The organism is Micromonospora sp. NBC_01412 (assembly GCF_045040215.1).
In the GTDB taxonomy this organism is placed as follows: domain Bacteria; phylum Actinomycetota; class Actinomycetes; order Mycobacteriales; family Micromonosporaceae; genus Micromonospora; species Micromonospora rubida.
Genome location: NZ_CP109528.1, coordinates 560,645 through 582,216 on the forward strand (window position 1 = coordinate 560,645; position 21,572 = coordinate 582,216).

Annotated in this window: 19 protein-coding genes and 7 pseudogenes; 10 read left to right on the forward strand and 16 right to left on the reverse strand. The window is 67.8% G+C overall.

Annotation, left to right across the window (positions count from 1 at the left end):
• Positions 1–221 precede the first annotated feature (221 nt).
• The 4 genes from OG617_RS02345 to OG617_RS02360 form a co-directional block, all read right to left on the reverse strand.
• On the reverse strand, positions 222–1,496 hold the full coding sequence (locus OG617_RS02345) for an MFS transporter (protein ID WP_405098276.1): 1,275 nt from the start codon (positions 1,494–1,496) through the stop codon (positions 222–224).
• Positions 1,493–3,061 carry an ATP-binding cassette domain-containing protein gene (locus tag OG617_RS02350; RefSeq protein WP_405098278.1) on the reverse strand — a complete coding sequence of 523 codons (1,569 nt, stop codon included), beginning with the start codon at positions 3,059–3,061 and terminating at the stop codon, positions 1,493–1,495. Before OG617_RS02350 ends, OG617_RS02345 begins: the two co-directional genes overlap by 4 nt.
• Positions 3,062–3,883: 822 nt before the next feature.
• Entirely contained in the window at positions 3,884–4,852 is a 969-nt protein-coding gene (locus tag OG617_RS02355; RefSeq protein WP_405098280.1) for an HAD domain-containing protein, read from the reverse strand.
• Between the two features lie 111 nt (positions 4,853–4,963).
• Entirely contained in the window at positions 4,964–6,004 is a 1,041-nt protein-coding gene (locus tag OG617_RS02360) for a YeiH family protein (RefSeq protein WP_405098282.1), read from the reverse strand.
• A gap of 70 nt (positions 6,005–6,074) precedes the next feature.
• On the opposite strand from OG617_RS02360, the gene OG617_RS02365 reads away from it, so the two are divergent.
• Complete coding sequence (locus OG617_RS02365; protein ID WP_405098284.1) at positions 6,075–6,998, forward strand: LysR family transcriptional regulator; 924 nt, start codon at positions 6,075–6,077, stop codon at positions 6,996–6,998.
• Positions 6,999–7,087: 89 nt separating this feature from the next.
• On the opposite strand, the gene OG617_RS02370 is transcribed toward OG617_RS02365, so the two are convergent.
• Complete coding sequence (locus tag OG617_RS02370) at positions 7,088–7,705, reverse strand: response regulator (RefSeq protein ID WP_405098286.1); 618 nt, start codon at positions 7,703–7,705, stop codon at positions 7,088–7,090.
• Between OG617_RS02370 and OG617_RS02375 the strand changes: the two genes are divergently transcribed.
• The 6 genes and pseudogenes from OG617_RS02375 to OG617_RS02400 all read left to right on the forward strand — a co-directional run.
• Positions 7,698–8,294 carry a hypothetical protein gene (locus tag OG617_RS02375; protein WP_405098288.1) on the forward strand — a complete coding sequence of 199 codons (597 nt, stop codon included), beginning with the start codon at positions 7,698–7,700 and terminating at the stop codon, positions 8,292–8,294. The two genes, OG617_RS02370 and OG617_RS02375, sit on opposite strands and share 8 nt — an antisense overlap.
• Positions 8,295–8,714: 420 nt before the next feature.
• Positions 8,715–9,026 carry a hypothetical protein gene (locus OG617_RS02380; protein WP_405098290.1) on the forward strand — a complete coding sequence of 104 codons (312 nt, stop codon included), beginning with the start codon at positions 8,715–8,717 and terminating at the stop codon, positions 9,024–9,026.
• 36 nt (positions 9,027–9,062) lie between these two features.
• Positions 9,063–10,181: a hypothetical protein gene (locus tag OG617_RS02385; RefSeq protein ID WP_405098292.1), complete on the forward strand. Its 1,119-nt coding sequence runs from the start codon at positions 9,063–9,065 to the stop codon at positions 10,179–10,181.
• Positions 10,182–10,341: 160 nt separating this feature from the next.
• Positions 10,342–11,019 carry a hypothetical protein gene (locus tag OG617_RS02390; protein ID WP_405095772.1) on the forward strand — a complete coding sequence of 226 codons (678 nt, stop codon included), beginning with the start codon at positions 10,342–10,344 and terminating at the stop codon, positions 11,017–11,019.
• 154 nt (positions 11,020–11,173) lie between these two features.
• Positions 11,174–11,611, forward strand: a pseudogene (locus OG617_RS02395) (transposase); the annotation flags it as partial.
• A gap of 157 nt (positions 11,612–11,768) precedes the next feature.
• A pseudogene (locus OG617_RS02400) lies at positions 11,769–12,038 on the forward strand (AAA family ATPase); the annotation flags it as partial.
• A 99-nt stretch (positions 12,039–12,137) separates the two neighbouring features.
• Here OG617_RS02400 and OG617_RS02405 read toward each other — a convergent pair.
• From OG617_RS02405 to OG617_RS02415, 3 genes and pseudogenes are all read right to left on the reverse strand, one after another.
• Positions 12,138–12,739, reverse strand: a pseudogene (locus tag OG617_RS02405) (IS6 family transposase); the annotation flags it as partial.
• Between the two features lie 145 nt (positions 12,740–12,884).
• A complete protein-coding gene (locus OG617_RS02410; RefSeq protein WP_405098294.1) occupies positions 12,885–13,121 on the reverse strand; it encodes a hypothetical protein in 237 nt (78 codons plus the stop codon).
• A 663-nt stretch (positions 13,122–13,784) separates the two neighbouring features.
• Positions 13,785–13,991: pseudogene (locus OG617_RS02415) on the reverse strand (hypothetical protein); the annotation flags it as partial.
• Between the two features lie 104 nt (positions 13,992–14,095).
• Here OG617_RS02415 and OG617_RS02420 point away from each other — a divergent pair.
• Positions 14,096–14,272 (forward strand): hypothetical protein, encoded by a 177-nt coding sequence (locus OG617_RS02420; RefSeq protein ID WP_405104131.1) that lies wholly within the window; start codon positions 14,096–14,098, stop codon positions 14,270–14,272.
• A gap of 105 nt (positions 14,273–14,377) precedes the next feature.
• On the opposite strand, the gene OG617_RS02425 is transcribed toward OG617_RS02420, so the two are convergent.
• Positions 14,378–14,602, reverse strand: a complete 225-nt coding sequence (locus tag OG617_RS02425) for a hypothetical protein (RefSeq protein ID WP_405098296.1) — start codon at positions 14,600–14,602, stop codon at positions 14,378–14,380.
• Positions 14,584–15,459, reverse strand: a complete 876-nt coding sequence (locus tag OG617_RS02430; protein ID WP_405098298.1) for an ISL3 family transposase — start codon at positions 15,457–15,459, stop codon at positions 14,584–14,586. The genes OG617_RS02425 and OG617_RS02430 overlap by 19 nt, the downstream gene beginning before the upstream one ends.
• Positions 15,460–15,534: 75 nt before the next feature.
• On the opposite strand from OG617_RS02430, the pseudogene OG617_RS02435 reads away from it, so the two are divergent.
• Positions 15,535–15,996: pseudogene (locus OG617_RS02435) on the forward strand (transposase); the annotation flags it as partial.
• Between the two features lie 86 nt (positions 15,997–16,082).
• On the opposite strand, the gene OG617_RS02440 reads toward OG617_RS02435, so the two are convergent.
• Positions 16,083–17,447: a transposase gene (locus tag OG617_RS02440; RefSeq protein WP_405098300.1), complete on the reverse strand. Its 1,365-nt coding sequence runs from the start codon at positions 17,445–17,447 to the stop codon at positions 16,083–16,085.
• A 286-nt stretch (positions 17,448–17,733) separates the two neighbouring features.
• Here OG617_RS02440 and OG617_RS02445 point away from each other — a divergent pair.
• Positions 17,734–17,988 (forward strand): annotated as a pseudogene (locus OG617_RS02445) (transposase); the annotation flags it as partial.
• Positions 17,989–18,180: 192 nt separating this feature from the next.
• Here the strand turns inward: OG617_RS02445 and OG617_RS02450 are convergent.
• From OG617_RS02450 to OG617_RS02470, 5 genes and pseudogenes are all read right to left on the reverse strand, one after another.
• A complete protein-coding gene (locus OG617_RS02450; RefSeq protein WP_405098302.1) occupies positions 18,181–19,455 on the reverse strand; it encodes a rod shape-determining protein MreC in 1,275 nt (424 codons plus the stop codon).
• Positions 19,448–19,969, reverse strand: coding sequence for a SigE family RNA polymerase sigma factor (locus tag OG617_RS02455; RefSeq protein WP_405098304.1), 522 nt, complete (start codon positions 19,967–19,969; stop codon positions 19,448–19,450). Before OG617_RS02455 ends, OG617_RS02450 begins: the two co-directional genes overlap by 8 nt.
• Positions 19,970–20,005: 36 nt before the next feature.
• Positions 20,006–20,218, reverse strand: a pseudogene (locus tag OG617_RS02460) (NUDIX domain-containing protein); the annotation flags it as partial.
• Between the two features lie 17 nt (positions 20,219–20,235).
• On the reverse strand, positions 20,236–20,475 hold the full coding sequence (locus tag OG617_RS02465) for an integrase core domain-containing protein (RefSeq protein ID WP_405098306.1): 240 nt from the start codon (positions 20,473–20,475) through the stop codon (positions 20,236–20,238).
• On the reverse strand, positions 20,472–21,548 hold the full coding sequence (locus tag OG617_RS02470) for an ISAs1 family transposase (protein WP_405098308.1): 1,077 nt from the start codon (positions 21,546–21,548) through the stop codon (positions 20,472–20,474). Before OG617_RS02470 ends, OG617_RS02465 begins: the two co-directional genes overlap by 4 nt.
• Positions 21,549–21,572 lie beyond the last annotated feature (24 nt).

Here is a 21,572-nt window from a genome sequence, read left to right on the forward strand (position 1 = left end):
AGGACCAGGGGGCAACTCCCGGACACAAAGGTCCGCCTGTTGACTACGTATTTGACGCAGCCGAGTCCGCGCGTGAGTCACCCCGTGTCGGATCTTCCCGTTCGCCAGGCGTCCGCCGAGGTATTTGCCGACAACACAAACCGGGACCGGATCCCGGTGTTGTGCATGGTCATGCCCGATGAGTGGCGGGGTTGCGGGCAAGCCGCGCAACCCCGCAGCTCTCAGTTCGTAGGGTGTTGTTCTGGCGTTGCGTCGCTGAGCGGGTTGGCGATCTCGTCTCGATACAGTCCGGCGGCGACGATGACGATGACTGCCAGGGCGAGGGGTGCGAGTCCGGCGATGGAGAATAGAACGCCGGCTGACAGGTACGTGGACAGGACGCCGACGAGGGCGATCGATATGGGCATGAAGGCGATGGAGATGAGGAAGTCCAGGCTCGCGATCCGGCCGAGCATGTCGAGGGGGACGCGTTGCTGAAGCAGGGTGCCCCAGATGACCATGCCGGTGCCGATCAGTGCTCCGTAGATGAACAAGGCCGCACCGATGATCCAGAGCGTGCTCGTGATGGCCAGTAGTACGAGAGGGAGGCAGCCAAGTGCCCAGCTACCGATCATCGCGGTGAGGTAGCGGCGTGGCATGGTGATCGAGCCGGCGACGAGTGAGCCTACGAGGCCGCCGACGCCGAGGGCGGCAACGAGGAGTCCGTAGGCGGAGGCACCGTTGGCGTGCTGGTTGCGGATGGTGGCCGGCAAAATTACCTCGATTGGTCCGGCGACGACGAGTCCCATGAAGGCCGCGAAGACGACGCTGGCGAGGATCCACGGGGTGCGGACGGCGTAGCGGAATCCACCCACGAGGTCGTGGAGGGGATGGGCCCGTTCCGTTCCGCCGTCGACGGCGTCGGTGGGGAGGGCGAGCGCGCACAGCAGACCGAGGCCGAACGCGGCGGCGATGAGGGCGGCGCCGGCGCCCGGAACAACGGCGCCGATGATAGCTCCGATGGCGGCTGGGGCCAGTGCTTGCTGGATGGTGGGCCGGGTGGCGCCCTCGAGCCCGTTGACGGCCATGAGGTCGTCGGTGGGCACGACGTGGGGCACCAGGGCGGTGTAGGCGGGGAAGTAGAAGGCGGTCGTTGCGCCCATGACGAGGGCGGAGACGCTGAGCTGCCATATCTGGACGCTGCCGGTGAGCGAGAGGATCGCGATCACGAGGGCTGTGGCCAGGTTGAAGGCCAGCGCGCTGACCAGGATCAACTTCTTGGGCATGCGGTCCGCGACGACGCCGCCGACGAGGGACATGACGAGGAGTCCGATACCGGTCCAGGCCACGACCGAGGACAGTGCGGTCGCGGTGGCGTTGAGGGCCAGTGCCTGGAGGACGAGGTAGATGCTCCATGCCCCGGTGGCGAACAGGTCGAGCACCATGGCCGCGAACAGGAGCCGGTAGTTCCGGTGTCGCAGTGGTGCGAGGACGGGAACGCGGGGGCGCGTGGTCATGACAGGTCCTTGGCGTTGACGGTGAGCGGCAGGGTGGGCCAGCTCGCGAGGTCGCTGAGCATCTGGCGGTCGTGGGTGGCGACGACGATGGCCGCCGGGGTCTCGATCAGGGCGGCGGTCAGGTCGTCGACCAGGGGCGCCGACAGGTGGTTGGTGGGTTCGTCGAGGATCAGTAGGTCGGGTCGCTCGGCCAGCCGCAGTGCGAGGTTCAGCCTGCGTTGCTGCCCCTGGGACATCCGCCCGACGGGAGTACGGAGGGCTTCCTTGTCGAGGAGGTTGGTCGCGGTCAGGGGCAGGATGTCCCTGTCGCTGAGGTGTCCGGTGGACCGGAGCCGGCCGACGTGCTGGTCGTACAGGTCGTGGGCGAGCACGGTCGGAGGCCAGTCCGGTACTTCCTGCCCGAGGTACGCGACGCGTGCCCGCGAGAGGTGACGGACTTCCCCGGTCGACGGTTCGAGGTCTTCCGCCATCAGCGCGAGCAGCGTTGACTTGCCCGCCCCGTTGGGGCCGGTCACGAGCAGGCGGTCCCCACCATCGAGGGTGAGCGTGACGGGTTGGTGGAGGCGCCCGGTCACGGTGACGTCGTGGCAGCGCAGGATAGGCAAACCGGGACGTGTGCCGACGTCGGGCCAGCGCAGTGGCAGTGGCGGCTCAGGCACGATGATCCGATGGGCCTCGAGCGCTTCCTGCCGGCGCCGGAACGCCTGGACGAGACCAGGGGCGCGGGACTGACGCTGGTGTTTGCCATGTCCCTTCTCGGGGCGCCAGCCAGTGCTGAGCCGGCCCTGTGCCTCGTTCACCGCGTCGGCCAGCCGTTGGTGCTCGGCCTGTTGTGCCTCGTAGTCTCGCACCCAGCGCTCGCGTTCACGCCGACGCCCGTCCTGCCAGCCGACGTAGCCCCCGGCGAACAGGCGCGGACGCCAGTCCTCACTGGGGTCGAGGTCCAGGAACTCCGCGGCCACGTCCCGGAGCAGGGCACGGTCGTGGGTCACGACCACCACCCCGCCCGGATGCTTACGAAGCCGCGTGGTGAGGAAAGCCAGGCTGCCGGCGTCGAGATGGTTGGTCGGCTCGTCCAGCATCAGCAGGTCATAGCGTGCCCCCAGAAGGCAGGCCAGGCGGACCCGGTAGCGCTGACCGACCGACAACGTCGACAGCGGACGCCCCCGATCGGTGCATGCGTCGAGTCCTGCCAACGCCACGTCGACGCGCCGCTCCGCATCCCAGGCATCCAGCCGGGTTGCCGCGTCGAGTGCGGCAGCGTAAGCCGTATCCGCGCTTTCCTCGCCCTCGGCCACCGCAACCGCGGCGGCATCGAGTGCCCGCAGCGCGCGTTGGGACTCCCGCATCGCACCCATGACGAGGGTGCCCACCGTCTCGCCGCTGCGGGCATCCAGCGCCTGCCGGGCGACGCCGATCGTGCCGATCCGCTCCACCGTGCCCTGGTCAGGCGAGAGCATGCCGACCAGCACGTGCAGCAACGTCGTCTTGCCGCAGCCGTTCTCGCCGACGATCGCCAGGCGTGAGCCAGCAGAGACGGTCACGCTGACGTCGGACAGAACCACGCGCCCACCCAGCACGACCCGAACGCCGTCAGCTCGGACATGCGCTCGATCCCCAGCCGGCAGCCGGCCGCCCCAGGCGAGGTCAGGCCCCACCGTCAAGTCTTGTGATGAAGTCCGTTCAAGATTCTTCACTGTTGCTCTCAGCTCGTCATGGAGCCGGGCAGCACAAACACACCGCCCGGCGGGAACGCCAGGACGGCGGAACAGAGTTACATCAGACGAAGTTGGTCAACCCTGCCGCCGTCAGCGGAGGGACCACGGCTTCATCATCGAGGCGGTGCCTGAATACATGCGCCAACCATACCCGACCAGCCGGACGTATCCAGCCACGCTCCTCGGCAACGTTTGGCGATGGTCTGGGCGGCCGGCACGCCTAGCACGACATGTTGGGCAATATGCCCGTCGGCGTCGACCTGAACTGGAGCCGCGTGGTAACCGGGTGCCACATGATCCGCGACTACCCTTATCTGGAGGATGGGCCGACGGCACATCGCGGATCAGGCCTTCCGCTCTCGTTGCAGCAGGCCCTGACCATGATCGAGATGGTCGACCACATCCCCGCAGCGACGACCGAGCCGAGGCGGCTCACAGCCCGGACGTGGTCCACGCCAACAGACTCGCTGGCCCACAGTCGGCCAAGATCAGACGCACTGATCTGCCGCGATCCGCGATGGCGGCCAGGCCGGACGGTAACCGACCGTAGCTCGTGAGGCGACTCCGCCGTGCTGCAGCCGATTAACGCAAAAGAGAATCCGGCTCTTGCTCGGATCCCAGAGGTGGGCTGAGCGGATGTCCGCTCAGCCCACCTCTGGCGCTGCCGATCTATCGGGCCGAGCCGGGCTTACCCCTCTCGGTGGCGCTGTCCTCCGTCGTCACGGTGCTGTCAGCTCGGTCCAGATCGTCGACGGGTGGGTCGACCTCGGTGAACCCGAAGAGCCGTTCGATGACCTGAAGGGCCTGGGTGGAGTAGCGGTCGGCGAATCCCCGGCAGATGGCGGGCTTGACGTCCCGGTTCCGGTAGTGGGGAAGGGTGTCGTGGCAGATGACGAAGGACTCGTCCCGCAGCGCCTCGGCAACCAGATTTCGGAGGCGGCCCTCGGAGAGGTGCATCAGGTTGCCGGGGCGGAAGATGCATGTGTCGCACTGTCGGGACAGTAGCCGGGACTTGCGCAGCACCGGGTCGCCCACGCTGAGGTCGCAGACCTCGTCGCGTGACGCGTCTGCTTCATTAGGCGCTGCTGTCCGCCCGAGCGCGGTATCGCCTGGTATCTGGGGCAACCCGCCGTCGGCGGGCATCTGGTCGAGCCAGTGGATGACCTGGTCGATGTGGTCGCGTTGTAGGCCGGTGACGCTGTTGACGGGGATCAGCAGGGTGGTGCTGCCGCGTGCGGTGCGTTCGGCGGCCTCGGCCGGGTCCCGGCCGCCGAACTCGTCATCGAGAACAGCTACCGGCCGATCCCTGATGGCGTGGTAGAGGGCAGCGAGTTTGAGTTGGCGGCCGATCCGCACGCCGCTGTGTCCGGTGTCGATGACGGGCAGGTCGGTTGGGAGGCCGAGGCGGGGCGCTATCCAGGTGGCGGCGGTCGTGCCCCAGCTGGTGCACCAGACGAGGTCGGTGTGGTGGGCGAGTTCTTTCAGCCAGGTGCCGTGGTCGGGGTGCAGCCACACCTCGCCGGAGACGTGTCGGCCGGTGGGCCCGGGGCCGTCGTAGTGGTGCGGGTGGTAGCCGAGCTGGCGGGCGGTGGGCGGGTGGTCGGGGTTGAGGACGCCGTCGACGTCGATGGCGACCACCGGCCGCGCCCGGCGTGCGGCGCGGCAGCTGCCCGGCACCGCCGCTGGGCCTGGCTTATCGGTTGCCTTCCGCCGACCCGGGGCGTTCGCCGGACGACGGGGACTCCACGGTCAGCCCACCAGGGCCAGGCCGGCCAGTGATGTGGTCGCCAGGACGGCTGTGCCGATGGCGCCGGCACTCACCGCAGGGCGGCCACCGCGGGCGACGGCCCGCAGGTTGACCGCGGCGCCGAGCGCGAACATGGCTGTGGCCAGCAGAAGCGTGCTCGCCGTGGAGGCGGCAGTGAGCACTCCGGCGGGCATCCAACCGGTGGTACGCAGCGCCACCATCGCGAGAAATCCGGCCACGAACCACGGGAGGACCGGCGGAAGCTCAGCGCCGTCTTCCTTCTGCGCCGCCGAACGGCGACCGATCGCGACCGCTGCGACGAGCGGCGCGAGAAGCACCACACGGAACAGCTTCACCACCACCGCGGTGGACAACGCGGCCGCGCCAACCGCTCCTCCTATGGCCACCACCTGACCGACCTCGTGCACGCTCGCCCCGACCCACATGCCGAACATGGCGTCGTCGAGCCCGAGCAGCAGACCCGACACGGGGAGGACCGCCAGCGACAGCGTGCCGAGCACGGTCACCACGGCGACCGCCGTGACGGCGTCGTCGTCCTCTCCGTCGGCGACCTGGTCCATCGCGGCCACCGCCGCCGCCCCGCAGATGGCCACCCCCGTGGCAACGAGTAGTGAGCGGGCCGGGGTCAGGCCGAGCCGCCGCCCGACCCAGCGGGTGACGACGAACGCCGTGGCGACGCTCACGAGCACCACGACGATTGGCCCGACCCCGAGCCGGTAGATGTCGGAGACGACCAGTTGCAGGCCGAGCAGCACAATTCCGGTACGCAGCAGCGTCGACGAGGCGAGCCGCAGGCCGTCCCGGAGCCGCGGGCGGTATCCGCCCAGCGCGCTCAGCAGCATGCCGAGCGCGATCGCCACCACCAGAGGGCTGGCCACTGCGATCTGGCGGTTCACGGCGTACCCGATGGCGGCGGCCGCGCCAGCGACGACCAGGCCCGGCAGCACGGCGGCGAGCCGGTCGGAGCCTCGCCGCGCCCGGGTACGGTCGTCGCCCGCTCTGGTCAGATTCCTGATCGCCATGAAGACAGCCTGAAGCCGGCGCATCGTGACCGGTAGTCCTGGGGTACGGTGCACGTCATAGCCTGTGGCTATGAGTCGACTTCCCGATCTGCTGTCGCTCCGCCTCCTGGTCCGGGTGGCGGAGTTGGGCAGCGTCGGCCAGGCCGCTCGCGCGATGGGGATGGCCCAACCGTCGGCCACCAAGCGGCTCGCCGCACTGGAGCGCGAGGCCCGGCTTCCGTTGCTCACCCGGACGCCGCGTGGGTCGGTGCTTACCGACGACGGCAAGGTCGTGGTGACCTGGTCGCTACGGCTGTTGGCGGCCGCCGACGAGTTCCAGAGCAGCCTCACCGCGATGCGGCAGGCGCGGGCGGCCCAGCTTCGCATCGCTGCCAGCATGACTGTTGCCGAGGCGTTGCTTCCCCGTTGGCTGCACAGCCTCGGTCAGCGGGAGCCCGACGTGCGGGTCGGTCTGACCGTCGTCAACTCCGCCGAGGTCGCCCGGATGCTGGTGTCCGATGAGAGCGTCGACATCGGGTTCGTCGAAGGACCGACGGTGCCGGACGGACTGGACCACCGCGTCGTCGGGCATGACCACCTGGTCGTCGTGGTGGCACCGCAGCATCTGTGGGCTCGGCTCGATCGTCCGCTGCGGCCAGCTGAGCTTGCGCGCACGCGGCTGGTGGTCCGGGAGGCGGGCTCCGGCACCCGCGAAACACTGGAGTTGGCTCTGCGCGACCTGGACCCGCTGCCGCCCCACCTCGCTCTCGGCTCCAACGCCGCCGTCAAAGGAGCCGCCATGACCGGCACCGCGCCCGCAGTGCTCAGCAGGTACGCCGTCGAGACGGAGTTGACCTCCGGCCAATTGGTGACCGTGCCGGTGGATGCCCTGCCGCTGAGTCGGACGTTGCGGGCAGTCTGGCCGTCTGGCAGGCGCCTCACCGGGTCCGCCACGGCCCTGTTGCAGGCGATCGACGCGTCGCTCATGCCCCCGTCGCCGGCCAGACCCAGTTGAACGCTTCGGCCATCGGGTTGTCGTAGGAGCCGCCTCTGGACCCGACCGAGGCGAGGGCGCTGGCCCACCTGGGGCGGGACACGCCTCGGTCAGGGAGTGATTCCGGCGTCGCGGGCCAACAGCGCGGCCTGCACGCGGTTGGTGACCTCCAATGCTGCCAATATGCGGCTGACATGGGCTTTAACGGTGCTCTCGCGCATGGCGAGCCGGACGGCGATATCGGCGTTGGTGTCGCCTTGCGCGAGTAGGGCGAGGACGTCCCGTTCGCGGGGGGTGAGCCTGTCGATCCGGTGCTGCGCGGCGGCTGTCTGCGGCTTGGTGGTGGCGTGGTAGCGGTCGAGCAGGCGCCGGGCTGCGGCGGGATGCAGCATGGCCGAGCCGGCCGCGACCACGTGGACGGCGCGCAGGATCTCGGCGGGGTCGGTGTCCTTGAGCAGGAACCCGTCAGCACCGGCCGCGAGCGCGTGGTAGACGTAGTCGTCGAGGTCGAAGGTGGTCAGTGTGATGATCCGTGGTGCTTTGGGGAGGGCCCGTAGCTTCGACACGGTGGTGATGCCGTTCATGCGGGGCATGCGGACGTCGACGAGGGCGACGTCAACGCGCTGGCGGGTGGCCTGTTCGATAGCTTCGATGCCGTCGGCGGCCTTGTTCCAGCGCCGGGCGGTGGCACTCGTACCGTGAGGATTCGGGACGACGCCGATGGTCATGTTGAACCGTTCACCGCAAGAGACTGTTGACGCGGTGGTTGCAGATGCGTCGACGACCCTCCGCTCGACGCTCGTTTCGGCGATGCCTTCTGGCCAGCACCAACTCTGGCTTCTGGCCTTCGGTCAGCCGGTCAAGGGGCTCAGCCGTGTGGCTGCCTACCATGTCGAGCGAGACCGGCTATGGATCGCAATGCAAAAGCGTGGGGTGGGTGTTCCTGGGGGTCGTCGCTCAGAGATCAAGTTTGAATACGAGGACGGCTCACTTGGCTTCGGTGGGAGCATTCGGGTCGACGCAGTTGATCTTCCGGTTGCTCTTGAAGTCACATGGCGTGAGAATGCCGTGTGTCTGGGTACGGATGCTCAAGCATCAGACCCATTAGCGAGCCTTTCTCCCTCGTTAATTTCGGCTAGTACCCAAACGTCCACCCTGCTGTCAGTCGCTGTGGGGAGGCTCGCCAGCTATGTATTTGTTGCACGGGCATTCGGGCAATTCGGTGATGCTGCCGTGGGAGTAGAAGTCATTGCGTCGAACGAATTTCTCGACACATTGGAACCGCGAATCACCGCCGACGACAAGGGGCGATCTTAGTCACCCTAAGCAACTTCCACGTCATCGCTGTGTGCTGAAGGGTGTGGGGCGGTCTGCGTTGCCGTCATGGTTGCCGTCAAGGACCTCGAAATATTTGCATGATGGACAGGCGTCCGCGATGGCCATCGCGGATAGCGCGTGTGCATGTTGGCCGAGGCTGCTGTTCCAGTGCGTCGAATGCTGGGCGGGTTCCGGTGGCGTGCCGCGCAGCGGTGCGGCGGCGATCGCCGGAAGTTGCTTCGGACGTTGCCCGGCGTCGCCCTGGCCAGAACCGTCGAGATTCCCGAGGTCAGACCGATCCGGTCGGCGAGCATCCGCAAGCCCGCCGGATGCTCGCCGCGCCAGGTCACGGCAGCGACCGGAGTTTTGGCACGGTACAGGCGATCGGCCGGCTCGGCCCACCACACTCGATCTCGCACCATGCGCCACCTGCTCACGTTGCTGCCAGTCGGGTTCAGCGCCGAGGCAGCCGAGGCCTCAGGAGTTACTGCCACCGCCACCGAGTTGGTGTGCTCCGGTGGCATCTGGGACTACCACGACACTGCCGTGCTGGTTGAAGCCTTGGAACGGATGCGTGCCGCGGGACGGCCGACCCGACTGCGCTTTCTCTACGCCCCAGCCGGCAAGGTTCTGGTCTGCCTGGGCCGCGATGGCGCGACGCGCGACGCGCCCGACTTCGATCAGCGGCAGGCTGTGATCGGCCGACCGCTTTCGGTAGGGTACGGGCGTTGATCGTAGGCGATGGCCGGGGGTCGGAGGGGTGCCGGGATGACTCGACGGGGCGGGCGGTGGACGCGGGTCGCGCTGCGCCTCGCGCTGCTGCTCGGCGGTGTCGTCGTGGCGTGGGGCGTCCACGAGAGCGCCACCACGTCGGTCGCCTACGCCGCCGACCGTCCGCTGGCCGCGCCGGTGGACGCGGCCGTCGACCTGCTCACCGGCGTCCTCCGCCCGATCCTCGATACGACGGCACCACCGCCTGCTCCAGAAGTACCTGCCGACGAGACGGCCCCCGGCACCCCGCCGAGCGGAGCCGACCCTCTCCCGGCGCCAGCCCGACCGCCGGCCCGACCGGCAACCCGGCCGGCCAACCAAGTCACTCCACCGCCGGCCCGGCCCGTCCGGGTCGGCACGCCGAAGCCCGCCGCTGGCGGTGCGAGCCGACCGGCCACCCGGCCGCGTGGCGGGGAGGTGCTGGCACCGGTGGGTGATGTTCTCCGTCCGGTCACGAAGCCGCTCCAGGCCGGGGTACTCACCCCGGTGACCGAGGTACTCCGCCCGGTCACCGACCCGGTACGCACCGGGGTCCTAGCGCCCGTGGCAGACGCCCTCAGCCCGGTGACCCAGCCGTTCGCCCCGGTTCTCTCGCCCGTCTGGCGAGGGCTGGAGCCGCTGCTCGAGCCGTTGGACCCCGTGCTCAAGCCCCTCGAACCGGTGACAGGCCTCTTGGACCCGCCCACCGGCCCGACGGCCGCGCCACCATCCGCGCCGACCCTGCCGGCGCCGCCGCTACCCACGCCGCCGCAGACCGGCCCGGGCTGCTGCGCCGGTTCCGGCTCCGGATCAGTCAGGGAACCGGCCGGGCCCGTTTCGGGCCCCGCCACCACGAGCACTTCATCACACTCGCAGACGGCAACCGAGCTCTCGTTCCCGCCGCGCCTCGTCCGGCCGGACAGGCCAGACCCGCTCCAGCCGGACGCCGACTCCGCGCCAGCCGCGCCCTCTCCCAGCACCAGTGGATCCGGCTCGTCCGGCACCGTCCACGGTCACGCCGCCGAAGCCCCCGCTTCGGTGTGGACGCCGCCCAGCCTGGCGGGGCGCCGCTGCCACTCGACCGGTGGCGACGCCCTCCCGTCCCGCTCACCCCGCCCGGGCACCCGGCCCGCCTGACCGGCGGGCCGTTGCGTGCCGTTGCGCGGCACCGGCGGCCTCTGCGTACCCGTATGCCTTGACGGCCCTTGGTGGCCCACGCCGGCCCGCGCGGCGGTCCCGCGACGACGCCGGCATCCTCCACGACGTACCCGATCAAGATGGTGACCAGGAGTTACCCATGAACATGAGCACGCCTGTCGTCCGGGCCCGCTGGTGCGACATCGGCCGGATCGCCGATCTCGTCACCGAAGCCCTCGCACCCACCGACCTCGGCGCCTGGCTCGTCCCCGACGAGCGACACCGGCCAACCATCCTCGCCGCCGTGGCCCGGATCTGGACCGAACACGCGCTGCTCTTCGGCGACGCGTTCCTACTCCCAGACGGCACGGCCGCAACCGTCTGGTTCCACCGCTACCGGCCGATCCCGCCCCCAGCCCAATACGCCGATCGGCTCACCGACGCGTGCAGCACATACCTCGACCGGTTCCTTCAGCTCGACCAGGCCCTCGCCGCCCGACGGCCCACCGAGGCGCACAACCACCTGGCGCTGCTCGCCGCGCCCGGCCCCGCGGAGCCGGGCCGGGCCGCAGCGGTCCTCGCCGGAGCGCAGCGCTGGATGGACAAGCTCAGCCTCCCCACATACGCCGAGGCCTTCACCGACGCCGACCGAGAACTGTTCCAGCAGCACGGATACACCCACCGAGACACCCTCCCGATCGACGGCCACACGACCGCGCATTCGATGTGGAGGTGGTCGCCGTTCTTGAGCGACCGGTCCAGCCGTAACACCCGCCCACCGGTACGGCGTCCACTCACCCAAAATTCTGTCTCGCGGATCATGAATCCCGCTCGATAGACCCGTGCGGCACGAGGAAATCTGACGAACCACGAGTGGGCTGTGCTGGCGCCGCTGCTGCCGGCACAGCCCACGGGACTGCGTAGATTTCCGTGTTTGACCTGGGTGTGGTCCGTTGGACAGGACGTTGATCCTGTCCGGGAAGGACCATGTCATGGCAGACAAGAAGAACGCGGTTCAGCTTCCGCGGCCGACGGCGGCGGAGGTGCAGTTCGCTCAGCAGTTGGTCGAGCGGGCCAAGGCCGACGGGGTGTCCCTGGTCGGGCCGGGTGGTCTCCTCGCAGGGATCACTCGGACCGTCCTGGAATCAGCGCTCGACGCCGAACTGGATGCCCATCTTGACGAGGCCGGCGTTGATGAGACGACCGGCCGACGGACCAACGTGCGTAACGGGCATGGGGCGAAGACGGTGCGGACCGAGGTTGGGCCGGTACGGATTCAGGTTCCGCGGGACCGGGCCGGGTCGTTCACGCCGCGGATCGTCCCGAAGCATGCCCGCAGGTTGGACGGGTTCAACGAGGCGATCCTGTCGCTGTATGCCAAAGGATTGACGACCGGGAAGATCTCCGCCCATCTGGCTGACGTGTATGACGCCGACGTGTCCCGGGAGTTGATCAGCCGGGTCACCGACAGCGTCCTAGACGAGATGTCCCGCAGGCGACCAGTGGTGGGCCAGCGCCAACGTGCGCAACGACTTCGCCGGATTCCTCGCCGCCCACCTGACCACAACCCAGGCCACCGAGGCTCCGATGCTGCTGCTCGGCCAACCGGGCGCCGGGAAATCCTCGCTGACCCGGATCCTCGCCGCCCGCCTGCCCGCCGGCGACTTCTTCGTCTGCCGGGTCCCGCTGCGCGAGGTGCCCGCCGAGGCCGAAATCCAGGACCAAGTCGAACGGGCCTTGCGCCTCGCGATCGGCGAGACAGTGTCCTGGGCAGAGCTTTCCCGCGACGCCGACGGCGCCCTGCCGGTCATCCTGCTCGACGGCTTCGACGAGCTCCTGCAGGCCACCGGCCTGCACCAGTCCGACTACCTGCACCGGGTCGCCAAGTTCCAGCAGCGGGAGGCGGCGTTGGGCCGCCCGGTCGCGGTCATGGTCACCACCCGGATCGCCGTCGCGGCCGGTGATGATCGTCTGGGCGGTGCGGTCGGTGCGGAGCCCGTGCATCGGTCTGAGCCGGCGCTTGAGCTGGCTGTGATCAGCCTCGATCGGATTGTTGGCATGCCGTTCGACGTGGTGCCACGCCGACGGGACCAGGTCGTCGAGCACGCCGGGGTAGACCGGGGCGGCATCGGTGACCACCTCGGTCGGCGTGACCTTCAACGTGGTCAGGGCTCGTTGGAAGAACCGCCGGGCCGCGGCGGTATCCCGACGCGCTGAGACGAGCACGTCGATGACCTGCCCGTACTGTTCGACGGCCCGGTAGACATACCGCCATACCCCGTTGACCTTGACATAGGTCTCGTCCACAAACCAGCGTCACCCGGTGAGTGGCGGGTGAAACGAGCGGCGTCGGCCAGCAGCGGGATGAACCGCTGCACCCACCGGTAGACCGTGACGTGATCCACCTCCACACCGCGTTCGACCAGCAGTTCCTCCACATCCCGGTAAGAGAGGTTGAACCGGAGGTACCAACGGACCGCAAGGACGATCGCCTCGGACGGAAACCGGAACCCCGCGAACGCCGACGCAGGCGGGGACCAGGACTGGACACGAGGCAGCGACCTCACCGGCCAAGCAGACCCCACCGATCAAGCCCGTCATCGATCACGCTCACGCTGAATGCAACAGAGCAATCGCCGCTCTGGCCGTAGCCACCGGGGGAAAACCGCCCGCTCTGCATCACCGGGCGGCTTCCTCCCATCGCTAGAACTCGGGGGCGTACTTGAAGTGCCAGCCGTCGTTCTGCGTTCCCGTCAGGTCGCGGTACAGACACTGCTGCACGACGTAGGTGTTGCTGAATTCGAAACGGTCGGCCTCGCAGGCGGCCTGGGTCGGGTAAGGCCCCATCGAGATCCACAGCAGCGCATGCGCCGGGCTAGCGATGGCGAGCGTGGCAACGGCGGTAGCCGACATCACGAACAGAGCAAGTCTCCGCTTCATGCCGAGCATGATACATGTCGATGCATGCTTCCTCGCAAGTTCGGCATAGCAAGAATCCCACAGGTGGGGTAACAGAGCCAACGCGTGGCTTCCGGCAGGCCGCGGACCGGTGACCGAGTTGCCGCAGCCTTTGCTGGCCCGGCGGTGCCCGCCGGCATCCGGTACCCACGTTCCGAGCCCTTTGCGACGCCGTTGCTCACGGTCGGTCCCGTTGGGTCCATCTGTTCCACTGCCCGACGAAGTTCTCGTCGAGGATCGACAGAGCGATGTTGGACAGCAGCGGCGACAAGATCCCGCCCTGCGGGGTGCCGGTGCTCGACTCGCGTAGGCCCTCGTCCTTGCTGAGGATGCCTACTTTAAGGGGATTTCTGATTCACGTATTTTGCCGGTTATGCGGCTTTACGTAAGGCGCTGAAGGCGTTCCAGACTCTGGAGAAAAAGGAACGGCTGAAGGCGGGCGACCTTACGTCGACAGCGCTACGTCCTGGTCAACGAGCTCGGCCAGCCGCAACGTACCGACTGGCTCCGCCGCCGCGTGCACGAGCTGATGGCGAAGGTCGGCGTACTCAAGGTTCGACCCTACGACGCGCGGCACGCGTGTCTGACCTACCTCGCCGGCGCCGGAGTGCCCGACGTCGTGCTGGCGGCCTGGGCCGGTCACGCGGCGATCGTCTCGGGTACCGCCCCGCCGTCGAGCCAGGAGCGGATACGGTCAGCAATCGCGTCGAGTTCGGCGACGAGGGACTCGACGTCTTCCACCGCCGGTATCGGCCCCGATCGAGCCGAGCGGTAGCCGGTGGCCTCCGCCTGCTCTTCGAGGTCGACGTAGTCGCCGCCGTCGAGCACTGCCATCGCGTAGCGTTGATGTTGCCTTCGACCGGGCCGGAGCTGTGGGGCAGGGTCAGGCCGTTGCGGACGGCGTCGAGGTCGCGGCGTAGGTTGCGGGCGAACCCGGCCAGGGGCGTGAGGGTGTCGTGTTCGACGGCGGTGATCCATGCGTCGAGGTGCTCGCCGTGTCGGCCGGTCATCATGACCGCGAAGGCTCGCACGTGTTTGACCAGCCAGTTGACGTCCCGATCGCGGCTGCGAACCTCGCGCAGCTTGGCCGTGTCGCGGGGGTCGAGGTGGTCGGGATGGGTCATGATCCATGAGGTGACCTGGCGCACTGACGGCGGTTTCGGGCCGGGGTGCGGGGCGTGGCCGAGGCGTTTGCGGAAGCGGCGTAGGTAACGCTGGACGGCCAGTTCCCCGCCGGGTTAGCCCTGCTGTTTGATCTCGCGGAACAGTTGGGTGGCGTTGCGTTCTCCCTCGTTCCAGCGCTGGTGCAGGTAGGCGACGTAGTCGTCGACCAGGTGCGCGCGTTGCTCGGTGACGGCGGTCAGCTCGGCGACGCTGGAGGCGTTCAGGTATTTGCGGACCGTGGCCTGGTGCAGGCCGAGCTTGCGGCCGATCGCCGACTTGTTCAGTCCCTGAGCAGCCAATTGGTGAACGGCGGTGTGGTGTGAAGGCGGGTCACGATCTTCTTCTCGGGTAGCGGCTGCACCTCGGCGGGCATGGTGTCGTCGGCTGGTGGCGGTGCCGGGGCGACGAGCCGGGACCGATACGCGTTGACGGTCTTCTCGACGGCCTGGCCCAGGTTCTGCCAGAGGTGGAACCGGTCCGCGACCTGCACCGCGTCCGGGGCGCCGGTGCGGGCGCCTTCGCCATAGCCGCCGGCGCGGTCGCGGCAGATCACCTCAACTTCGGGGTGCTGCCGCAGCCATGCGGCGAGGCTGTCGCCGTCATGGCCGTCGAACATGTCGACCGGACGGTGGCTGGTCATGTCGATCAGCACGGTGCCGTAGTGACGCCCTCTGCGGAACGCGAAGTCGTCGACGCCGAGCACCGTGATCGGCGTCTTCGGCGGATCGGGTAACGCTCTGACCAGCCGCAACAACGTGTCACGGCCCACGGCCGCCCCGATGGCCGACGTCAGCCGGGAACCGGCCCGGCCAGCCAACGCCAAACCGATCTGTGTCAGCATTCCTCGCAGTCCCGGCGTCAGCCGCGCATGCGGCGCGGTTAGCCCATCGATCTGCTCGGCGAAAGCCTTCGCCGGGCAGCCGGTGTTGTCGCAGCGAAACCGTCGGACCTGCACCTGAAGCAGCAGCGCCACCCCCGCTATCGCGACATCCCGCAGCCGCCGCTGATAACGCCCATGAACCCTGCCCGACCGCTGCTGGCAACGGCCGCACCGCGCGGTCGCGGCCCGAGCCCGACCCGACAGCACCACTACACCGTCACGCTGCTCAACAACTTCGATCGACAGACCCGACAGATGCGGCAGTAGCTGCTCCACAAGCGAACACGCCGGACATGATCACTGCCCTACCCGGGGTCGAGCCGTCCACATCACAAGATCGGCGACAGAGCCAAGGTGCGAGATGATCAGGTCGCGAACCGGCCGTTCTACGCCGCGATCGGGGTCACCCTCGACGGGGAGAAGGACATCCTCGGCTTGTGGGCCGGCACGGGTGGTGAGTGCGCGAAGTTCTGGATGAGCGTGCTGACCGACCTGCGCAACCGGGGCGTCAAGGACGTGTTCTTCCTCGTCTGCGACGGCCTCAAGGGGCTGCCGGAGGTGGTCACGAACGTGCGGCCCCGCACCGTGATCCAGACCTGAATCATCCATCTGATCCGCAACACCTTCCGGCTGACGTCACGCCGCCACTGGGACGAGTTGAAGCGGGACATCAAGCCGATCTACACCGCCGTCAACGCCACCGCCGCCCGGGCGGCGTTCGACGACCTGGCCGACAAGTGGGGCGGCCGGTATCCGGCGGTGATCCGGTTGTGGGACAACGCCTGGGCGGAGTTCATCCCGTTCCTCGACTACGGAGCCTGTCGCAGATTGCCGATGGCGTTTCGGAGCGGGCTGGCTTGATTGCGCCGTCGGTTGGGCTGGCCCTCGGTGCTGGCGCGTCAGGCTGCTGAGGTGTAGATCTTGCGGAGGTTGTAGGCGGCTGCGGCGAGGTTCAGTTCGCTTCGGGCGGCCGTGATTCCTCGTCGGGAGAATCTGTCCAGGATGGTCTTGAGGGTTCCGATGCTGGGTTCGACGGTCGCGCCGCGTCTCTTGTTAGTTTTGGCGCCTTCGGAGGTCCTGAGTCGGTGAGCCATCGCCTCTCGTGTTGTCGCGCCGACAGGTGGTGGACCATCGGTGGGTGAACGCAATGCCGCGGCGGCCTGCTCGCGGCTCTTGCCCAGGGCGATGAGTCGGTCTGGTCCGGGTGCGTTCAGGTTGCTGTTGCTGCAGTAGCCGGCATCGGCCAGCACGATCCCGATCTGGTGATCGGGCGAACCGGTTGCCTGGTGCGCGACGGCGGCGGCGGCGACCGCGGCGGTCATCATCGGCACGAACGATCCCATGTCGTTGGGGTTCCGGTTCACGTCGACAGCAGCGATGACGTGGTCGCTGGTGACCGCGATCTGCGCGTTGTAACCCTGGAGGAACCCGCGACGGGTGGGCATCACCCGCGAGTCCGGATCGGTGATGTTCGCGACGGTCTTCGGTAGAGATTTCGCGGGAGCCTGGTGATCGCCAGCCGCTGTGGCCGCGGCTTCGGCCGCGGCGACGACCCGGCGGGCTCTGATGATCCGGGAGTGTTCTTCGGTCGGGACAGGCGGAGCACCCATCGGCTTCTTCCCCGCGGCGATCAACGCGGTCCTGCGGTCGAGTTTCGCTTGATGGTCGCGCAGCTCGCGCTCCAAGTGCGCTCTGGCCTCGGCAAGCCGCAGTGGCCCATCCGGAATCCGGCCGCGTACCGGTTGACCGGCTCGTGATGCCGCCAGTCGAGCCTGGGCTGCCATCTTCCTCGCGTCATCGTCGGCCTCCAGACGCTGCCGCTGCTCAGCCAGCTCCGCCGCCGCGCGTCGTATACGCTGCGCCCGGCCCGACCGGTCAGCCAACGCTGCGGGAACACGGTCACCGTTGGGCTCGCCGCTGTCGCGAGGCGCTTGCGCGTTCTCGCGGGCATCGACGTCCGCTGCTTCTGCGACGATGCCGGTGGCGATCTGCGTAGCCTGCTGGTCGAACCAGTCCTGTCCCCGGTTCGCGTCGATCGACGCGTTCGCGGGGATCTTGGTGCCATCGATCGCGATCGTGCCGAACCGGGCAAGCCCTGCCCGCGCCGCGATCATCAGCACCTGCGTGAACAAGCCAGCGAACGCATCCTCGGAGCCTGCCCGGAACCGTGCGATCGTCGCGTGATCAGGGATATCTCCGGCGCACAGGACCTTGAACGCGACATCGGTGTGACAGAGCCGCTCGACCTGCCGAGACGAACGCACTCCTCGACATATGCGTAGACCAGAAGAGCCAGCAGCATCCGCGGGTCATACCCTGCCGCGCCGACCCCACCACGACGACGAGACGCCTCGAACGCGGAGACGTCCAGCGTCTCGACGACATCGAGGACGAACCACACCAGATGATCCTCAGCCAACCAATCCCGCATGTCCGGTGGCAGAAGAAACACCTGATCACGCAGTACAGGACGATAACCGCGGGCCATACCCAATTCTCCCAGAACCGCCGCTGACGACCCCGCGAGACACGGCAATCTGCGACAGGCTCTACGACCTGGAGATCCGCACCGTCATCTGCTCCACCAACGCGATCGAGTCATTGAACGCCCGCTACCGCAGGGCGGTGAAGGCCCGCGGCCACTTCCCGAACGAGCTGGCCGCGTTGAAGTGTCTGTACCTGGTGACCCGGTCCCTGGACCCCACCGGCGCCGGCAGAACCCGATGGACGATGCGCTGGAAACCCGCGTTGAACACCTTCGCCATCACCTTCAGCGACCGCTTCCCAGCCGCTGAAACCTACTAACCAAGATCGCCGGAAACACCCTTAGCGAGACAGGCCCGAGATCGGAGAGTAAGAACATCGCTTGCTCTAGTGCCTCGTCATGCAGCCTTGAACGGGTAATCCAGGTGGCGGATCTTCGAGTTGATCGCGAATCGGGTTTTGGGCTGGCTCGTTGGTTGCGCCTCCGCGCATCCTTGCGTCGGCGGGTCACCGTCAGGGGGCGGATGGCGTCATGATCGACAATCTAGTCAGGTTGGCAAGGTCGGCTGTTGGCGTAAGCTCCACCGTGGTCGCGCCTGCCGCCTTGTCCGCAGACGCTCGCCCGATCGTGACAGCGCCAACCTGATTGCTTTGCTGGGACGGATCCGGCATCAGGACACGGTTGGTCTGGTAAACCTCACCGTCTGCGGGAACGCCTTCCATGACTAGCTTTCCGCCGGTGCCGCGTACGGAACCCGGAACATTACTGATATTCGTGTACACCTGGCCGGTGAATCCGGTACTGGTAATGAGGTCGACAGTGGCTTCGCCGCGGACGGTATCGACTGCCGTTACGCGTCCGACCAAGCCTTCAGCGACGACGGCTAGTTGCCCTCGCCGGACTCCCTGATCTTTTGGGAACGCCACGATTATCTGTTGGCCGTTCCTGCCGACTACCTCAGCGGGTACGGCCTGCGCGTCGCCGTCCACACCGTCCTCACCAGGCACCTCGAACACCTTCGTGAGGCTGGCGAACGGTCGCTTCGGCTTGATGAACCCCGCGATCGTCGTCGTCTGCGCTGTCGCAGCGATCGGGAATCGTTTTACAATAAGGCGACTGGTGGGTCCGTCCGGTTCTTGTATCATTTCATTATCGACTGCGGTACTCGACACCCGCACCGCTGTCACGCCCGGCATGGCGAGGGCAATGGCATAGGTGCCCGCGGAGTCATTACTAACCTCGCCGGCGGCTCCGGACAACCGTGGGCTGACCAGACTTATCACCTGAGTCTTCACCGGGTCGGGCGCCGGCCGATCAACCCGCATCCGCAAGGCGTCCGCCGCACCGGAATCACCGGTGAAGAACGCCAACCGCGCGTCGCCCTGCTTGTCGTTTCCCTGCAGGACGACCACCGTCGAGCGCAGGCGTGGATGGCGCGTCGCGACAAGGGCCCGAACATCAGTGTGCGGGCCTGCCGAGTTGGTACGGTCCCAGACACTGGTGGCCTCACGTACCAGGCCAGCGTCCACGTCTCCCACCGGGGACCAGCCTAGAAACGGGCCATCCGGCGGCGGTGCAGCGAGTTGCGGCGTGGACCCGAATCCGACAACCCGAAACATCGTGACCAGCACCACCAAGCATACGGCAGCCGCGGCTCCGGCGGCGATACGCCGCCGCCCGCGACGCCGGTCCGCCCGCCGCATGATCTTGCCTTCATAGCCCTCGGTCGGTACCACCGACTCGGCCAGATCCGCCAGGCCGTCACGCAACTCGGTCGTGTTATGCATAGCGCACCTCTTGATCAGCAACAGCGGCGGCCTCAACCCACTGCTTGCGCAGAGTCTGCAGACCCCTTGATGAAAGACTCTTGACCGTGCCAACCGAACAACCCAGTACGTGCGCCGTGTCCTGCTCGGACAGGTCCTCGTAGAAGCGCAGTACGACGGCGGCACGCTGTCGTGCTGGCAGCCCGTCCAACGCCCGGCGGAGCAGGTCCCGCTGTTCCACCCCCACGTACTCGTCGCGTGCCTGATTCTCCACCAGCCGACCCAAGGGCTGTTCCCACCAGGATCGACGCCGCCTCCAGGTCACGAAGGTGTTGACTAGAATGCGCCGAACGTAGCGATCGACGCCTTCTGAGCGTTCCAGCCGAGACCACGCCACAACCGTCTTGGCCAACGTCGTCTGGACCAGATCCTCGGCTTTCCCTCGGTCTCCGCACAGCAGGAAGGCGGTCCGGAGCAGCGATCCGTAACGCGCCCGCACAAAGGCTGTCACCTCCTTATCCTCGCGATCATGCATCAGCCACCCGCACCCTCAGTTTCAATCTCACGGCCACTACTTACGCTCTCGACCCCAGCAAACGTTGCCGTGACTCCGGAACTTCTGACGATCGATTATCTCGACCCGCGGGTCGGTAAGGGTGACGACCAGGCCGGTCTCTTCGGTCAGCTCCCGGGCCGCCGCGTCGGCCGGGGTCTCGCCCGGCTCGCTGTGGCCGCCGGGCAGCGCCCTGTACCGTGCCAAAACTCGTTTAACGGCCGTGACCTGGTGTTTTGGAGATCGTGTTAGGCGGCCCGGTGGTACTCGTTGATCACCCCGTGGAGTCGCCGTCGGCGTCGTACGGGCTTGTCCAAGGGGATGACGATGGCCGGGTCATGGTTGGGTGGCCGTTGCTGCCGTCCTTGGTGTGGTCGGTGGTTGTTGAAGTGGTCGACATACTCGTCGATCACGGCCTGTGCGTGGCGTTCGTTGTAGATCAGCATCTGGTCGGTGCATTCCTGGCGGAGGCTGTGGCCCAGGGTCATTGCGTTGTCGGATAGGTGCTGGTCACGGCGGTGATGAGGTCGTGTGGGCGGCGGTTGGCGCGTCGGGTGGCGCGGGCGATGTTGGCCTCGCCGTTTGTGCGGTGGTAGCCGATCGAGGTGTTGCGCAGGGTGGCCAGGACGGCGGGTCCGGTGCCGGTGCGGGCCTGGTGCAGGTCTTCACGGAACGTGACGTCCCGGACGTGGTGTATGCGGTTCTCGATGTGCCATTCGCGGCGGGCCCAGTCCTGCAAGTCGGCGGGTTGGGCCTGCTCGGCGGGTAGGGACACCGTGAAGTAGGTGGTCTCGCGGCTGGTCTTCCCGCCGGTGGTGCGGGTCCGGATGATCCGGATGGCCTGCTCGGCGTGGGGGAACCTGATTCCGCCGGGGGTGTGCACGGTGATGGCTTTGACGGTGCGGGTCTCGTGGCGGCCGTGCCCGGTGTCGCGGCGGCGGTCGCCGAGTGGGACGTCGGGCCAGGGTAGGGCTTTGAGCTGGGTGAACAGGGTGGGCTGGTTGCCTTTCGTGGGGATCATCAGGTGGGCGCCGCGGGCGGCGATCTCGTCGGCGTGGGCGGTCTGGGTGTGCAGCGCGTCGGCGATGAACAGCAGACCGGTCAGGCTGCCCAACACGGTCTCGACGGCGTCGAGAAGCGGCGCGAACGCGGGGATCTCGTTGCTTTTCGCGCTCACGGTGACCTGGGCCAGGACGATGCCGGTGCTGGTATCCAGCGCGGAGAGCAGGTGGACCTGACCGCCGTCGCTTCGGCGGGCACCCCGAAGGGTTTTCCCGTCCACGGCGATCACCGTCCGGTACCGGTGTGGCCGAGGCGTGGTCACCGGCCTGGCGCGGATGGTCAGCCAACCGGCCAGGACTGTGGACAGCAGCCCGTCGTCCAGGCGGGTCAGCAACCGCCACACCGTCGTACCCACCGGCACCCCGTGCGCGAAACCGAGCCGGTCGCGGGCCTGCTCGTCCAGATCGTGCAGCCAGTCGGTGATCGCGGCGAACGACGATGCCCCCGCCAGGACCGCGCACACCGCGACCGCGAGCAGGCCCGACAGCGGATACCGCACCCCACGCGGGTCGCGGGGATCCGG

Excerpts from the sequence above, each read along its gene's own strand:
- OG617_RS02345 (WP_405098276.1), bottom strand. The coding sequence starts at position 1,496 with ATGACCACGCGCCCCCGCGTTCCCGTCCTCGCACCACTGCGACACCGG.
- OG617_RS02360 (WP_405098282.1), bottom strand. The coding sequence starts at position 6,004 with ATGGCGATCAGGAATCTGACCAGAGCGGGCGACGACCGTACCCGGGCG.
- OG617_RS02365 (WP_405098284.1), top strand. The coding sequence starts at position 6,075 with ATGAGTCGACTTCCCGATCTGCTGTCGCTCCGCCTCCTGGTCCGGGTG.
- OG617_RS02375 (WP_405098288.1), top strand. The coding sequence starts at position 7,698 with ATGGTCATGTTGAACCGTTCACCGCAAGAGACTGTTGACGCGGTGGTT.
- OG617_RS02370 (WP_405098286.1), bottom strand. The coding sequence starts at position 7,705 with ATGACCATCGGCGTCGTCCCGAATCCTCACGGTACGAGTGCCACCGCC.
- OG617_RS02380 (WP_405098290.1), top strand. The coding sequence starts at position 8,715 with ATGCGCCACCTGCTCACGTTGCTGCCAGTCGGGTTCAGCGCCGAGGCA.
- OG617_RS02385 (WP_405098292.1), top strand. The coding sequence starts at position 9,063 with ATGACTCGACGGGGCGGGCGGTGGACGCGGGTCGCGCTGCGCCTCGCG.
- OG617_RS02390 (WP_405095772.1), top strand. The coding sequence starts at position 10,342 with ATGAACATGAGCACGCCTGTCGTCCGGGCCCGCTGGTGCGACATCGGC.
- OG617_RS02410 (WP_405098294.1), bottom strand. The coding sequence starts at position 13,121 with ATGAAGCGGAGACTTGCTCTGTTCGTGATGTCGGCTACCGCCGTTGCC.
- OG617_RS02450 (WP_405098302.1), bottom strand. The coding sequence starts at position 19,455 with ATGCATAACACGACCGAGTTGCGTGACGGCCTGGCGGATCTGGCCGAG.
- OG617_RS02455 (WP_405098304.1), bottom strand. The coding sequence starts at position 19,969 with ATGCATGATCGCGAGGATAAGGAGGTGACAGCCTTTGTGCGGGCGCGT.
- OG617_RS02465 (WP_405098306.1), bottom strand. The coding sequence starts at position 20,475 with ATGACCCTGGGCCACAGCCTCCGCCAGGAATGCACCGACCAGATGCTG.